Annotated in this window: 15 protein-coding genes and 1 pseudogene; 10 read left to right on the top strand and 6 right to left on the bottom strand. The window is 58.7% G+C overall.

All coding sequences use genetic code 11. The features are described 5' to 3' along the window. Position 1: 1 nt before the first annotated feature. The 6 genes and pseudogenes from BUE38_RS23475 to BUE38_RS07415 all read left to right on the top strand — a co-directional run. Positions 2 to 427, top strand: a pseudogene (locus tag BUE38_RS23475) (DUF4123 domain-containing protein); the annotation flags it as partial. Between the two features lie 114 nt (positions 428 to 541). Next, entirely contained in the window at positions 542 to 907 is a 366-nt protein-coding gene (locus tag BUE38_RS23250) for a hypothetical protein (protein ID WP_234986811.1), read from the top strand. Then, the gene (locus BUE38_RS07400; RefSeq protein ID WP_143166229.1) at positions 904 to 3,606 is read left to right on the top strand and encodes a T6SS effector BTH_I2691 family protein; all 2,703 of its coding nucleotides are present in this window, start codon (positions 904 to 906) and stop codon (positions 3,604 to 3,606) included. The genes BUE38_RS23250 and BUE38_RS07400 overlap by 4 nt, the downstream gene beginning before the upstream one ends. A gap of 3 nt (positions 3,607 to 3,609) precedes the next feature. Further along, the gene (locus BUE38_RS22455) at positions 3,610 to 4,665 is read left to right on the top strand and encodes a DUF6708 domain-containing protein (protein ID WP_143166230.1); all 1,056 of its coding nucleotides are present in this window, start codon (positions 3,610 to 3,612) and stop codon (positions 4,663 to 4,665) included. A gap of 271 nt (positions 4,666 to 4,936) precedes the next feature. Beyond that, on the top strand, positions 4,937 to 5,674 hold the full coding sequence (locus BUE38_RS07410; RefSeq protein WP_073434395.1) for a hypothetical protein: 738 nt from the start codon (positions 4,937 to 4,939) through the stop codon (positions 5,672 to 5,674). A 39-nt stretch (positions 5,675 to 5,713) separates the two neighbouring features. Then, a complete protein-coding gene (locus BUE38_RS07415) occupies positions 5,714 to 5,992 on the top strand; it encodes a PAAR domain-containing protein (RefSeq protein ID WP_073434396.1) in 279 nt (92 codons plus the stop codon). Between the two features lie 34 nt (positions 5,993 to 6,026). Here the strand turns inward: BUE38_RS07415 and BUE38_RS07420 are convergent, their stop codons facing one another. From BUE38_RS07420 to BUE38_RS07430, 3 genes are read right to left on the bottom strand one after another with little or no spacing between them, the layout of a single operon-like run. Beyond that, on the bottom strand, positions 6,027 to 6,716 hold the full coding sequence (locus BUE38_RS07420) for an ABC transporter ATP-binding protein (RefSeq protein WP_073434397.1): 690 nt from the start codon (positions 6,714 to 6,716) through the stop codon (positions 6,027 to 6,029). Continuing rightward, positions 6,713 to 7,966, bottom strand: coding sequence for an ABC transporter permease (locus tag BUE38_RS07425; RefSeq protein ID WP_073434398.1), 1,254 nt, complete (start codon positions 7,964 to 7,966; stop codon positions 6,713 to 6,715). The genes BUE38_RS07420 and BUE38_RS07425 overlap by 4 nt, the downstream gene beginning before the upstream one ends. Beyond that, positions 7,963 to 8,994 (bottom strand): efflux RND transporter periplasmic adaptor subunit, encoded by a 1,032-nt coding sequence (locus BUE38_RS07430; protein WP_073434399.1) that lies wholly within the window; start codon positions 8,992 to 8,994, stop codon positions 7,963 to 7,965. The genes BUE38_RS07425 and BUE38_RS07430 overlap by 4 nt, the downstream gene beginning before the upstream one ends. Before the next feature lie 136 nt (positions 8,995 to 9,130). Between BUE38_RS07430 and BUE38_RS07435 the strand changes: the two genes are divergently transcribed. Continuing rightward, positions 9,131 to 9,835, top strand: a complete 705-nt coding sequence (locus BUE38_RS07435; RefSeq protein WP_073434400.1) for a TetR/AcrR family transcriptional regulator — start codon at positions 9,131 to 9,133, stop codon at positions 9,833 to 9,835. Positions 9,836 to 9,865: 30 nt separating this feature from the next. After that, positions 9,866 to 10,516, top strand: coding sequence for a YdcF family protein (locus BUE38_RS07440; RefSeq protein WP_073434401.1), 651 nt, complete (start codon positions 9,866 to 9,868; stop codon positions 10,514 to 10,516). A 71-nt stretch (positions 10,517 to 10,587) separates the two neighbouring features. Here the strand turns inward: BUE38_RS07440 and BUE38_RS07445 are convergent, their stop codons facing one another. The 3 genes from BUE38_RS07445 to BUE38_RS07455 form a co-directional block, all read right to left on the bottom strand. After that, entirely contained in the window at positions 10,588 to 10,779 is a 192-nt protein-coding gene (locus BUE38_RS07445) for a hypothetical protein (RefSeq protein WP_073434402.1), read from the bottom strand. Next, entirely contained in the window at positions 10,776 to 11,012 is a 237-nt protein-coding gene (locus BUE38_RS07450) for a hypothetical protein (RefSeq protein ID WP_143166231.1), read from the bottom strand. Before BUE38_RS07450 ends, BUE38_RS07445 begins: the two co-directional genes overlap by 4 nt. Positions 11,013 to 11,198: 186 nt before the next feature. Next, positions 11,199 to 11,681, bottom strand: a complete 483-nt coding sequence (locus BUE38_RS07455; RefSeq protein WP_073434404.1) for a phosphatidylglycerophosphatase A family protein — start codon at positions 11,679 to 11,681, stop codon at positions 11,199 to 11,201. A 503-nt stretch (positions 11,682 to 12,184) separates the two neighbouring features. On the opposite strand from BUE38_RS07455, the gene BUE38_RS07460 reads away from it, so the two are divergent. Then, the gene (locus BUE38_RS07460; RefSeq protein WP_073434405.1) at positions 12,185 to 13,642 is read left to right on the top strand and encodes a circularly permuted type 2 ATP-grasp protein; all 1,458 of its coding nucleotides are present in this window, start codon (positions 12,185 to 12,187) and stop codon (positions 13,640 to 13,642) included. 4 nt (positions 13,643 to 13,646) lie between these two features. Continuing rightward, positions 13,647 to 14,630: an alpha-E domain-containing protein gene (locus BUE38_RS07465; protein WP_234986812.1), complete on the top strand. Its 984-nt coding sequence runs from the start codon at positions 13,647 to 13,649 to the stop codon at positions 14,628 to 14,630. The last annotated feature ends 65 nt before the right edge of the window (positions 14,631 to 14,695 follow it).

Here is a 14,695-nt window from a genome sequence, read left to right on the forward strand (position 1 = left end):
CATGTCCCCCCAACAACCAGATACCCGGCATCAGAGGGCGGCACCTCTCGTACCTGATTGGCTGCTGACGCACGAGTACGCCTTGCTGAATCCACTGATAGTGGACTCGGAGGCATGGGCAGACCTGCCTTGTGAGCCATTGGTGACTCCGCATGCCAATGTCCGTCCCCATCTGCTACCGCAACTGGTTTGCTTGAATGAGCTCTCATCTGAGGCTCGGCTGGCGCTGGTGAAGCGCATCGAACTTCATCAGCGACGCGGAGTGACATTCTTTTGTGCACTCCTCCAAAGTCAGGCTTCCGCCGATGCCATCGCCGAGCACCTCAAGCTTCACCTCGAGCAGCGCAGGAGCGGTGACAGTAGACGGTGGTGGTTGCGGTTCTACGACCCACACGTCTTTCGGCACCTGAGTTGGCAATTGGAGCCGGAGCAGATGGACCGCCTGTTGGGACCAATAACTGCATGGCGTTGGCCAGATGTTCAAGGTGACTGGTATTGCCAGCGACACCACTCAACGAGGCAATCTGCCCTGCCTCATCTCATGCTCGACAGGACGCAGTGGCGTCGCATTGATCGACTGGCATCACTCAATGGCATCCTGGACAGGTTGTTGATCTCTGCTCCAGAGCAGACACAGGACGAGATTCTGTGGCGGCGAGTGGACTCGCTGTTGGCAAAGGCGGAGCAGCTGTCATTGGGGCAGGACGAGGATCGCCAGCTTTATGCTGAGCAGGCCGTTCGTTTTCATCAAGACATTCATTCCCATCCCGCCATCAAGGCCCGACTCGACTCCGCTCGAGAGCAGGGCAGCACCTATACCCGTATCTGTGCAGATCTTGATGATGCCATGTTGGAACGCATGGCCGCGGAATTGGATAACCAGAATACGCGCAAGGAGGCTCCATGAGCGAGGCGACTCAGCAACAGAGTATTGCAAGCTGTCCATATTGTCAGAAATCAGGACTGCCTATTCTTCCCCTGCGCTATGCCGTCACACGTACTGACAGCGGAAGTGGGCTTCCCCAGGGGCCAGAGCTCAGCGGGTCCTTTGGTGAGGGAGTGACCGATATTGCCTTACCGGAAGGGCAGTCTTATACCCTCCGCCTGGTACGTGCTGGGTATCTTTATGTGTTTAATGAAGCAGGGAAAACCTGGTCTGGGTACATCGTGACTGAACGAGGGTATCTATTCCCCTATGTTTCTGAAATAAAAAATGATGTTCTGGCGGGGATGAATCCTGAACAGGTGCAGGGTGGCATTGATGCCCAGTTGCAGCCGCCGCCCGATGAGGAAGAGTTCACCTGCACGCTCAACCCGGACCACCAATATCCGGGGCGTTGCATTACTATCCCCAATGCGGACCAGGCCGACAACATATACCTGGCCTTCTCCGATACCGCCTGGACCAAACGTGTCTGGCACGAGCATGCCACCAATGCCCAGGTAGGCGACAACGGCCTGCAGCGGCGAGATCATATGCGTAAGCTCTCGTTGGCTGAGTGGCGCGGGGGTAGCGCCAAGCATGCTGCTCCTATGGCCGAGCTGGCCGATCGGGTAGCGGAAGCCAACTACGAGTCGATGCCACCCAATTTGCCGCCCGTCACCTTGATGCGCAGCGACCTCTACCAATGGACTGCTCCTTTTGGTCACAGTCCCGCGTCGATACATGGCATGGACGATCAGGTTGAGGGCTTGGTGACCTGGGCCGAAGAGCAGGCCGAACCACTAGATATGCCTCCGGTGATGGTTGCTCTGGATGATCCGGTGGGCATCGCCTCCGATCTGGCCAGCCTGATGGGGGCAAGACTAGGCGAGAAGATGACCGATCCGGCGCAAGCCCGGCCGCTGGCGATCTCCGCAGCCATTGGCAATATCCGCCAGAGTATTCGCGAAGATGCCGAGAACCGGCAGATCTATCGTACCGAGCGTCAAGCCACGCAACTGGCATATAGCAGAGGCATGGTGTTGGCAGGGCTGTTCAGCTCCGATGTGCGCGAAATGCAGCAAGAGATACGGGAGAACTGGAGCAATCCTACTCCTGTGCAATTGAGCACCGCTCGGGACGACGCCTGGGATGACTACACGAGCAAGCTCAATATGCCAAAGCTGCAGGCGTGGGAGAGCAAATGGCAAAAAGAATTGCAGGATTTCGACACCGAGCAGTTGGTCCCGCTGGCTCGGGCTCATGTGCAGTGGATGGAGAGCGATAACCTCTACGAGCACTTGGACACTCAACACGACGATAGGGATATCGAATCCGGTGCCGCTTTTGTCGATACGCTGCTGCTGTGCATTCAGGATACGCAGGAGTACGCTCCATGCGCAGCGCTATACCAGCGCTGGCTTTCCGCTACGACCATAGCGCGACGCAACCTGGTGCTGAGAGCCCTGGGTTACCACCAGGCGGCGATACTGGAACAGTGGGAAGGGACATTGCAGGGTGGCTTGAAGCCAGATGCTCTGCGCGGGCTACCCTGGGATGCCTTGATTACCGGTTACGGCGAGGCGCTCGATGCCCTGCGCGATGGTAGCCAGAACGCGGTAGTACGGCTGACAGCAGTATTGGGCGGACCCTTCGCCAAGGTAGCGGCTGATGCGGTCGACCGGGTCGTGGGGCCGGCGCTGGTGGCAATGGGCGTCATCGGTCGTGCGCCAGTGATCCTGGCCGATGTAACGATGAGCAAACAGGCTGCGATTGCCGAGTTGGTCGCACGCATGATGGCAGTCAACCCAGAAGTGGGGACGCTGGATGACCTGAATCGGGCGATTGATATCCAGATGCGCAAGGCACGTATCTACGGTATGCATATCGAAGGCACTAGTCAGCATCGCTACCTGATCATGGCCGACCCCAGGGTCGTTGGCGATTTCCCTGGACAGGACGCGCAGGGCAATGCACGGCGCTTTGCCGAAGCCGCGATCCTGACCGAGGTCGAGCGTACAGAGCTGACGCGTCTGCGCTGGCGCCAATTGCTGCCCACCGAGGCCGGGTTGGGCGTGGTGGCGGGTATTCTGCAATGTATGGCTCTGGGCAAGCTGGCCGATGACCTGGACAACGGCATGGCACACGAGCAGAACGAAAACCGCTGGCGCTATCGCACCGGCTTCACGGGCTTGATAGGTACGTTGGCGGAGACGGTGGGCAAATGGTCGGAGAGTGCATCTAAGGCTGGTAGCCGTGTTGCCAGGGCATTGGAGCGATACCTTGGTATAGCCTTGCGTGTGGTGGGAAAAACGTTTGGCATTGGCGCAGGGGTGGTGATGGCGCTATGGGACTTTCGACGCGGATTCCAAGAGCTTGGAGAAGGAAATGGTTGGGTAGGAGGATTATTATTCGCCTCAGGTACGTTTAGCTTGCTTGCTATGGGAATGTTTGCGGGCTGGTTTGGAGCAACTGTTTTCGGATTGTCTGCTACGGGTATCGGTATTGTGTTGGTGGTATTGGTTATCGCTATTGCGATATTGATCGAGGTGTTCAAGGACAACAAGGTGCAGGACTGGCTGGAACGGTGCTATTTCGGCAAGTTCGAGGAAAGCGAACGTTACCAGGAGCCGGAGCTGGAGATAGACGAGTTGGAGCTGGCCCTTAACGATATGAAAGGCTGAATTATGGATTATGCAGGACTTGGAAAGAGGAATCACTTTCCTATCAACCGTCCGTTGAGTGATGCCGAACGCGCAGCACGTTACGACCAGAAAAAATCGAGCAAAGCGCCACCGATGGATTTTCTTTCTGTGATCAAGTTCAACAGTAGCTATATCGAACTTGTTGATCGCTGGTATCCCGTTCGAGGATTCTGGGCATGGCTTTCGGTCATGTTGGGTGGAGCATCAGTGATTGCAGGAGGTGCTTTACTTTATGCTGTTTTTCTCCCTGTGGGAGATCCGATGGTTTCAGAACTTGGTCCAGCTATATTTTTGGTTTTATTGTCGGTCGTACTTTTTTTGTTTGCCTGGTTTGGTGCGTGGTATGCGTTCAAAGTTGAATGCTTAGGCTATACCCACTATCCCATGCGTCTGAACCGCAAGACGCGTCAAGTGTATTTTTTCCGCCAGAATGGCACGGTACTGACGGTGCCATGGGACGACCTGTTCATCACTCTTGGCGAAGCCAAGAGTCCCATCACCAGCACCACCTATGACCTACGCGCTCATGTACTGGATGCCGACGGCGAAACGGTACGCGAGTCGTTTTCGCTGGGATATCCATCATTACTGGGCAACGCCGAGTCGATCGACAAGTTCTGGGCCTTTCTGCAGCCGTATATGGAAGCGGAAGATGGCGTAGAGCGCACCTGGCGACATCTCAAAGAACAAACAGGCTACTTGATGCCGGTGGATGGCCGTAGGGAAGGCTGGCGCTGGAGCATCGTGCAGAACTATGCCTGGTCAGGTCATTGGCCATGGCTACAGTTCATTGCCTCCCCCGTGTTGGGTCTGAATGCCGTCGGCCGGATGTTGGCGATGTGGACCAGCAAGGTGCCGGAGTGGCCTGCAGAGGTAGAGCAGGAAAGTCAGGTGGATGCGGATGATCCCTACGTGCTGACTTGGCGCGACAACGACACGATCGGATGGTGGGAGCTTTATTGGCCACTGATCTGCACCCTTATTGGTGTAGGAGCCTTCATCGGCGTTATCGGCTGGATCATCGTGGTTGGTCCATAGTATTGAGCGGGCAGCTTATTCTCTGTCAGCAGCTGACGCGACTGCGTTGACGTTGGCTGCTGTCTATGGAGCTCGAGTTGGGGTGTGATGTTGGTGATTGCCGTATTGGTTAAAGGGCAACAATGTCAGAACTGGCTGGGTCACTTGTTTCGGCCGGCTCAGGACAAGCGAACGCTACCGAGACATGGGATTGAACGAACTTGAACTGACCATTGACGACATGAAAGCCTGAATTATGGATTATGTAAGACTTGGAAAAAGGAGTTTTCCAATGAAAGTCGCGTTTATTGGTCTTGTACTTAACCTGCTATGGACCTTCGGGTTGTCTCAGGACCTTTATGGCTTCAATAATGCGCAGATTGTCGAGGTGGGAACCTATCTCTGTATCGGCTTCTGGAGTCTGTCTGTTGTCGGTTTCCTTATGATGTTGACCGGCAAGAGGAAAGTCGGCTCTGTTCTCCTGATCATTGGTTCGATCATTTTTGTCCCTTTGGGCCTGGTAGCCATTCTCGGTGCGAGAAAAGCCACCAGTAAGGATACGGATGCGTCTCTCGAGGGCCGTGAGACATCAGGGCGGGGCTCAGCAACTTTCCATGCGGTGAAGCAAGGCAACCTCATGCTTGGATGCGGGATTGTGGTGTTGCTGATATTTATGCTGTCTGACTTGTCTAGTACCGCGAGCCTTGGGGCAATCAGTGGCATCATGATCGTGATGGGTGTGTGGTGGAAGAGCTCTCCTCTGGTCGAATTCCGCGATGATCATTTGTTGATCAATCGTGGACCAGTGAGGTCGAAATTGATGTTGCGGTATAGCGAAATCTTGCGGGTCGAGTACAAGAGGAGATCCTGTATCCTGCATTACCGACGGCAGGGCAATGAGGTTGATAAGGACAGGAAGATCGGGATTGCTTCAGGCGGTCTGTTGCAACACGACAGAGGCCGCTTCGAGCTGGCATTGAGGAACAGGGTAGAGCGTGGCAAGCAATCTCAAGACGTTCTGGAAGGATGATCTCCGGGCCATGGTCCGGGGCTGAAAAGGAGCACAACCATGTTCGGTTCAGGTGATGGTGTAATTCTGCTGGGGGATGCCACTACCCATGGTGGTCGGGTGATTTCCGGGCAGTCGAACTACCTCGTCAATGGCAAGCAGGTGGCGGTGGTAGGGGACAAGGTAACGTGTCCCAAGGATGGTCATGGGGTGTGCAGCATCATCGAGGGGCATCCCACCATTTCGGTCAATGGCAAGGCGGCTGCCTTTCACGGCTGTGCTACCAGCTGTGGGGCCAAGTTGATCTCTTCCTCCAGCAGTAGTCATGCGCTGGGCTAAGGGCTGGCTACAGCACCGGCTCGCCCCAGACCTTTCAATGTGACTCTGCATGATCCGTCAGCCTGCCGTCGACGAGATGTACGCGGCGGTCGGCGCGGTCTGCCATATCGATATCGTGGGTGACGGCGACCACCGTCTTGCCGCGCTGGTGAACCAGCTCGTCGAGGATATTGAAGACCTGCTCGGAGCTTTGAGTATCGAGGCTGCCAGTGGGCTCGTCAGCGAACAGCAGGGGCGGGTCGTTGGCCAGTGAGCGGGCGACGGCCACACGCTGGCGTTGTCCGCCGGAAAGCTGTTCGGGCAGCTTGTCGAGATGGTCGGCGAGACCGAGGGAGTCGAGCAGTTCCTCGGCTCGCACGCGTCGCTGGCTTGCCGAGAGCCTTCCCAGCTTGCGCATCGGTAGCTCGACATTGGCGCGTACGCTGAATTCAGGCAGCAGAAAGTGGAACTGGAACACGAAGCCGATGGATTCCAGGCGCAGTGCTGCTCGCTGAGGCTCCTTGAGCGTGGCGGTGTCGTGGCCGTCAATATGCAGGCTGCCATGGCTGGGCTGGTCGAGCAGGCCCAGCAGGTACAGCAGCGACGACTTGCCCGACCCCGAGGGGCCGGTGATGGCGACGAACTCATTGTCGCCGATGCTCAGGTCGATGCCTTCCACCAGGGTCACGGGGACGGTGGCGGGCAGCGTGCGTCCCAGGTCGCGGGCTTCGACCAGTGTCTTCATGAGGCCCCCCGGATGATGGCAACAGGATTCAGACGGGCCGCCTTGCGGGCCGGAAGGTAGCCGGCCACGGCGGCGGAGAACATCGCGAAGCCACCGGCAATCACGTAGTGCCAGATGCTCCAGGCCAGCGGCAGGCGGGTGATTTCCTGAGCCACCACATCGCCGCTGAGCTCGAAGCGCACCATCGACAGCGCCACGCATAATCCGAAGCCCAGCAGCCAGCCGAGCACGGAACCGCCGACGCCGAAGATCATGCCTTCCAGCACAAACAGCCGCCGCATATCCGGCTCGGTGAAGCCCAGTGACTTGAGAATGGCGATGTCGCGGGCCTTCTCGTGGGTCAGCGTCGAGATGATGTTGTAGATACCGAAACCGGCCACCAGCAGGATGGTGCCGACCACGGTGTACATGATCACATTGCGTATCACCAGCGCCTCGAGCAGTGACTCATTGGCCTCCTGCCAGGAGACCGACTTGTAGCCGATCTGGGACTCGGCACGGGCGGCCACGCTGGGCGCCATATCCGGGTCCGGCAGGTAGAGGCGGATGCTGTTGATGACATTGGGCCGCTCGCTGAGTATCTGGGCCTTCTTCAGCAGGACATAGCCTTCGCCCTCATCGCGTGCGGTGGTGCCGGTATGGAAGATACCGGTGATCTTGAAGGCTCGGGTCTGACCCGTGGACGACACCAGTGACAACGTGGTGCCGTGATCCGCGCCCAGCTTGTCGGCAAGGCGGTCGCCGATGACGATGTTGTTGCCGCCGCTGAGCAGCGAGTTGAAGTCGCCGTGGACGAAGTCCTCGGACTTGATGGATTCGACTTCCGCTTCCTGCTCCGGCTCGATGCCGTAGAGGCTGATGCCCTCGTCTCGTCCGGCATAACGTACCACGCCCTGGGTCTGCAGGCGCCATACCATCTCGCCGGGCACCCAGGCGCTCAGTTGGGCACGAATCTCCTCGGGATTGAGCATCCCGCGCCTGTCCTCCAGCGGCCTCAAGCCGCTGATCTGCGCCGCGTCGAATCTGTCTTCGGCGGGCTGGCGGCGAGCATCGCGCTGTTCGTCGCTGATCTCCACATGGGGCATGTCATTGACCAACTGGTCGATGAGATCGTCCTCCCCTCCCTGCATCAGTGCCGCCATGGCGATGGAAAATCCCACGCCAAGGCCGACACTGAGTACGGCAATCCAGGTCTGACGGCCGCGCCCCAGAATATGGGTGATCGCCAGTTCGAGGATCAGGGGTGTCATGCGTCATCTCCGGCACTGGTGGTGACCTTGGCCCCATCGGACAGGTCGGTTGGCCAGGGCACAATCACCTCGGTACCTTCCTCCAGCGGTTCCAGCACTTCCACCCGCTCCGTGCCACGAATGCCCACTTCCAACTGGCGCTGCTGTGCCTTGCCATCGTCGACCACGAAGACGGCATCCTGCTGGAAGGCTTCAATGGGCAGTAGCTGGGCATTCTCGACCACTCGAGTGATGATGTTGGCCTCCACGCTCATGCCGATACGCAGCGGCGTGTCCTGTGGCAGCGCGAGATAGACTCGGTATGTCCGCGCCACCGGGTCACCCTTGGGCGTGACGCGCATCACCTCGGCGTTCAGTGTCTGCTCGGGGAAGGCATCGGCATGGATCAGCACCTTCTGCCCGCTCTCGACCTCGGGGATGTCTTCCTCATTGACCTCGGCCACCACTTCCAGGCGGCTCGGCTCTCCTACCCAGAACAGCACCTGATCAGGGCCCGCGATCTCACCGACCTCGGCGTCCTGGCGTAGCACCTTGCCGGCGATCGGCGCACGCAGTACATGGTGGTCGAGCAGAGTATTCTGGGCGCTGGCAAGGGCTCGAGCACGGCTGGCATCGCTGCGTGCCTGATCCAATTCCTGGCGACTCACGGCACGCTGGTTGGCCAGCCGCTCCATGCGCGCCAGGTCGTCGGTCGTCTGCTCGGCGCGGGTGGTCAGTTCTTCCAGCCGAGCCTGGGCTTCACGGTCATCCAGCCGTGCCAGCACGGTTCCTGCCTCGACCCATTCACCTTCGCATTGACACAGATACTCGATACGGCCGTTGGCGAGTGGCGCCAGTTGCGCCCAGTCGTGGGGTTCGACCTCGCCCGTGGCATAGACGATCTCCGCGGCTTCGCCACGCTCGGGGGTAACGGTGGTTACCTCTGTAGGGCGCAGCACCCACCAGACGATCATGGCGAAGCCGGCCAGCAGCACCAATACGAGTGACAGACGCCGCAGACGACGTAATGTAGATTGCGCGGGCTTCATTGCCGAGTTACCTTTAACAGACCGACGGTCGGTCCAATTACAGACCAATGGTCGGTCGTGGGTCAAGCACTATTCACTCGCTGGTTCTGTAGAATCCTGAATCTGCGAACTCACAAGGGACGACGGGGAACTCATCATGGCTCGCCAGATAAAACCCGCGGAACAGCGGCGCGGCGAATTGCTCGACAGTGCGCAAGCACTGTTCTTCGAGCGTGGCTACGACAAGACCACGGTCAATGATCTGATTCAGCACGCGGGGCTTTCCAAGGGCGGCTTCTACCATCACTTCAGTTCCAAGGAAGAGGTGCTCGAGGCTCTGGTGGAGCGTCTGGCCAGTGCCAGCATGGCGGAGTTGAAGGATGTGCTGGAAGGTCCTGATCTTGATGCTCTGACCAGGCTCAACACCTTCCTGTCCCGTGCGCGGCAGATGAAGGTGGAGCAGGTACCGCAGATGCGTGGGCTGTTCGAGACCCTGTTCCAGCCCGGAAATCAGGTGCTCTATCACCGCATCAACGCTGCATCGATGGCGGTGGTCTCGCCGCTGTTGGCCCGGATTATCGAGCAGGGGCGTCAGGAAGACCGTTTCGACGTGCCCGATGCGCATATGGCTGCGGAAACCATCCTGCACCTCGGCGCTGCCACCTATCGCAGTGTGGCAAAGGCCATGAATGCCGCCGGTACCGACGAGGCCGATTCGGCGGCCGATGAACTGGAGCAGGTGCTGCGCTTCCAGGGCGTGGTCGTGGATCGCATTCTGGGCCTGGCCGACGGCAGTGTGGACTATGTGGAAGCGGGCTTTGCCCGTGCCATCATCGACGGGCTGGCCGAACCTCGGAACTGAACCTCGCCACTGAACGATCGGGAGAGTCGGATGACACCCACCATGCGCCATGCCTTGTGCCTCTGGGAGTTTCTCGGCACAGGCAGCGGACATCTGCCGCACAGTGATGTGCTTGTGGTATGCGGCTCCTACGATCTTCGAGTGTGTGACCACGCCTGTGACCTGCTGCATCAGGGAGTGGCATCGCGCCTGCTGATTTCTGGTAGCACAGGTAACTGGACGCGCTACCTGTGGTCCGACTCCGAGGCGGAAATATTTGCGGCTCGGGCACGGGATAACGGCGTTGCCGAAGAGCAGTTGATCCTCGAGAGTCGTGCGACCAACTTTGCCGAGAACATCGCCATGTCGCGGCAGTTGGTGGAGGGCGTCCGGCGGGTGACGCTGGTGACCAAACCCAACTCCATTCGCCGTGTGCAGCAGACGTTACCCATCCAATGGCCCGAAGTGGAGGCCGCGGTCAGCGCACCGGCGATTCGCTTTCCCGATCAGGTGTCCAATCAGGTGGGAGTATTGGGGCTGATCGAGGAGATGGTCGGTGATGTCCACCGCCTGCTGGTGTACCCCGAGTTGGGATATCAGGCCCACCTGAATATTCCCGGCGAGGTGCTGGAGGCCTGGCAGGCGCTGATCGACCAGGGGTTCGACCGCCATCTGGTGGCATCGCATGCTCTTCGGGGGTGAGTCACGCCAATAAAAACGCCGCCCTGTGAGGTGTTTCCACAGAGCGGCGTGCAAGCCAGGACGCGGATGGCTTAAAACGGTTGAGGCTGTGTATGGGGCGTGCGTTGTACAGAGGTCAGCACACGCTCGAGATCCAGGGCCTTGCACTTGTAGGCAGTGCAGTTGGCGCAGCACACATTGGCGCCATCCTGATGATGAATCGGCAACAGGAATTGGCTGAAACCACATACCGAGCAGGTCAGATCCAGCGCGACCGAGATCATGTCGAGGCTCTCCCGCAGGCGGTGCGCTCGCGCGCCATGCGTAGCAGCAGGGCGCGAGACATATTGAGCATTTTCACCGCGTAGTTGATCGTCAGCCACTCTTCCCACTGATCAACAGTGCCGAGAAATTCGCCGCAATCACGGCAATGAACGGGCTCCCAGCTCTGGGTGTTCTGAGGCAGATTGGTCCGGGAGCATCCGCAACGCGTGCAACTGATCGGGTAGTACATCATGGCGTCCTTCCCATGTGTCGGCAGTGTTTTCCACTGCCGGCAGAAACTATGCAGGCTCGTCAAATCGCTGTTCGCCGCAGGGTCTTGTGGTCCGGTAGGCCCTGGCCAGCGAGACGTATGTTGCACTGGGTGTGTGACGGTTTGATGTACTGATTTTTGATGTCCTGATTTGATGTATTGGCCACGCTATGAACTGTGCGTGCTGCGCCCCCGAGTCAGGCGGTATATCACGGCGATGATGATGGCGGCGTAGATGGCGGCGACCACATCGTCGGCGACAATACCGAGTCCGCCGCCTCCGTCCAGGCCTTCCGCCCAACCCACGGGAAATGGCTTGATGATGTCGAATACCCGGAACAGGACGTACCCCAGGGGGACGCTCCACACCCGTGTGGCGGCACTCAGCAGGATGACGGCCAATGGCATGGCGACAATCTCATCGGCCACGATCTGTTGCACATCACCACCGCCCAGCCAGCGAGAGGCGGCATCACACAGTGGTATGGCCGCGAAGATCAGAATCAGAGAGATGATCATGCGCCGATATTGCGGCAGGCTCAGTAACCACCAGGCCAGCGGTATGGCCAGCAGGGAGCCCACCGTCCCGGGAGCCCGGGGGGAGAGACCGAGACCAAGGCCTGAGGCCAGCCAGATCAGAATGTCCTGCATCCAATGATGCTCCTTGGGTTATGTGCGAAGGATCCCGTCATCGCTATCGATGTCCAACTGTCTGATCGATGTAACTGATCGATGTAACTGATCGATGCCTATTATCGCCTGGTCGTTGCAGGGTGCGCGATGGAATCCGAATCTGTCAGGCATCAGCGCTGTATTCAGGATGGCGATGGCGGCCGGGGTTGAGCTGAATATTGCATACATCAGGAAAGGGCAATGAAAAATGAATCTGTGCAGACTTCATGCATCATCTTCCTGAAAACATCCAGCATTTACGCATGGATTATCGGTGAATTGTGCTTTTTATATGCTCGTAAATTACTTTATTAGTAGAAACTATTGCAAAACGATCAAATAACGGCGCGGTATGGAGAAAGGGACATGTTTTCCTCGCCGATACCGTGTCGATTGCTATACATCTGTAGATCCTGCTCAAGGAATCCTGTCTGAAAGATGACAGGAGAGAGCCCGGGATTCTGTACAGGGAGGTATAGACAATGAGCCAGGTAGACTGGCAGTCCTATCGCTGTCACGACTTTCATGATGAGCTGATGGCGGCACCAGGCAAACCTCGTGATGCCGCTAGAATGTTGTGTGATGCGCTCGCGGGATTCGATGCCGATGAGCTGGCCGAGCGCAAGGCCGCCGCCGAGGTGGCGATACGCACCATGGGAATTACCTTCACGGTCTATTCCGAAGGCAGCATGATTGATCGGGCCTGGCCCTTCGATATTGTTCCTCGCATTATCCCCGCCGATGAATGGCGGCGTACCGAGGCAGGTCTCAAGCAGCGTGTCGAGGCACTCAATCTTTTCATCGACGATCTCTATCACGACCAGAAGGTGGTCAAGGATGGGGTGTTACCCGCTGAAGTACTGGCGCAGTCGGTGAACTTCCGCCCGCAGTGTGTTGGTGTATCGCCGCCCCATGGCACCTGGGCCCATATCTGTGGCTCGGATCTGGTGCGCGGTGACGACGGCACTCTCTATGTGCTTGAGGACAATCTGCGTATCCCCTCCGGTGTTTCCTACATGCTGGAAAACCGTAACGTCACCAAGCGGGTATTGCCGGAGTTGTTCGCCTCAGGGCATATCCTGCCGGTCGATGATTATGTTCCCCAGCTTTACGATATGCTGGCGGGCCTGTCGCCCCGTTACTGGGATGATCCTCAAGTGGTGGTGCTGACACCGGGCATCTACAACTCGGCCTACTATGAACACGCCTATCTGGCCCAGCAGATGGGGGTTCAACTGGTGCAGGGATCGGACCTGGTGGTGGGCGATGATGACGTGGTCTACATGCGGACCATCCAGGGCCTGACCCGCGTCGATGTCATCTATCGGCGTATCGACGATGATTTTCTCGACCCGGAGGCCTTCCGCAAGGATTCGACGCTCGGCGTACCGGGGCTGATGCGTGCGTGGCGGCGAGGCACGGTGGCACTGGCCAACGCACCGGGGGCTGGAGTGGCCGACGACAAGGTGGTCTATACCTTCGTGCCCGAGCTGATCCGCTATTACCTGGACCAGGACGCCTTGCTGCCCAATGTCCCCAGCTACCTGTGCATGAACGAAGGCGATCGCCATTACGTACAGGAGCACCTCGACGAACTGGTCATCAAGCCGGCCAATGAGTCGGGCGGTTATGGCATGTTGATTGGCCCCCATGCCAGTCAGGCAGAGCGCGCCGAGTTCTCCCGTCGTATCGAGTCCGATCCTCGCAATTACATGGCGCAACCGATGCTCAAACTGTCGACCACACCGACGCTGTTCGAAGGGCGGCCACAGCCACGTCATGTCGATCTACGTCCGTTCATCCTCTCCGGACAGGACGATGCCTATGTCACCACTGGGGGGCTGACCCGAGTGGCACTGGTGGAGGGCTCGCTGGTGGTCAATTCCTCTCAGGGAGGAGGAAGCAAGGACACCTGGATCGTCGAGATGGGGGAGTCGTGACGCCATGCTGATGCTTTCAAGAGTTGCCGAGAACCTGTATTGGGTGGCGCGCTATATCGAGCGCGCTGAGGACACCGCTCGTCTGGTCAACGTCACCAGTCACCTGATGCTTGATATGCCGGAGCGCCAGCCGCTGGGCTGGTCGGCGATGATCGATATCACCGGTGGCGCCGAGGCGTTCGAACGCCTCTATGACGAGCGCACTGACCACAATGTGGTGCAGTTCCTGTGTGCCGATCGCCACAATCCCGGTTCGATCCTGTCGGCGCTGGCACTGGCCAGGGAGAATCTACGCACCACACGTGACGTGGTGCCTCGCGAAGTCTGGGAGGGCGTCAACCAGCTGTACATGACCGCCTGCAGCCAGGCGGAGTGCGGTCTGGGGCCGAGCTGCCTGGATCTGTTCCTCGGTCAGGTCATCAACGGCTGCCAGACCCTCACCGGGCTGGTGGAGGGGACCTTGAGCCACGGCGAGCCGCGGACCTTCATGTTACTGGGGCAGCAGGTCGAGCGAGCCGACATGACCACGCGGATCATCGACGTGCGCTCGGGCAACCTGCTGCCACGTAACGATGACGAGATCCTGCCCTTTGTGCATCTGCAGTGGATGAGCGTGCTCAAGTCGTTGACCGCCTACCAGATGTATCGTCAGCATGTCCGCCTGCGCGTCTGTGCCGTCGACGTGCTGACGTTCCTGTTGCAGGACCCGCACCTGCCGCGCTCGGTGGCGCGCAGTGTCAGGGATCTCTCCGATGCCTTGCAGGATCTGCCGCGGCACGAGCGAGCGCTGGCGGCAGCCACCCGGATACGAGCGGATGTGGCCGAGGCCGATGTGAGTGCCCTGGTAAGTTCTCCGGAGGCATTGAGTGCCTTCATCGATGAGGTCCAGGTAGGGCTGGGGAGATTGCACGACGCCATTGCCCTGACTTACTTCCCTTCCATTCATGCTCTGGGGGAGGTTGAGCCGATCAACGTCGCTCAGGCCTGAGCCAGTCGTCGACCTGTCAGCCATCACCAGGGGCACCTCATCGGTGCCCCTGGGGTTTTCAAGGG

Origin of the sequence: Halomonas cupida (assembly GCF_900142755.1) — a bacterium.
GTDB lineage: Bacteria > Pseudomonadota > Gammaproteobacteria > Pseudomonadales > Halomonadaceae > Halomonas > Halomonas cupida.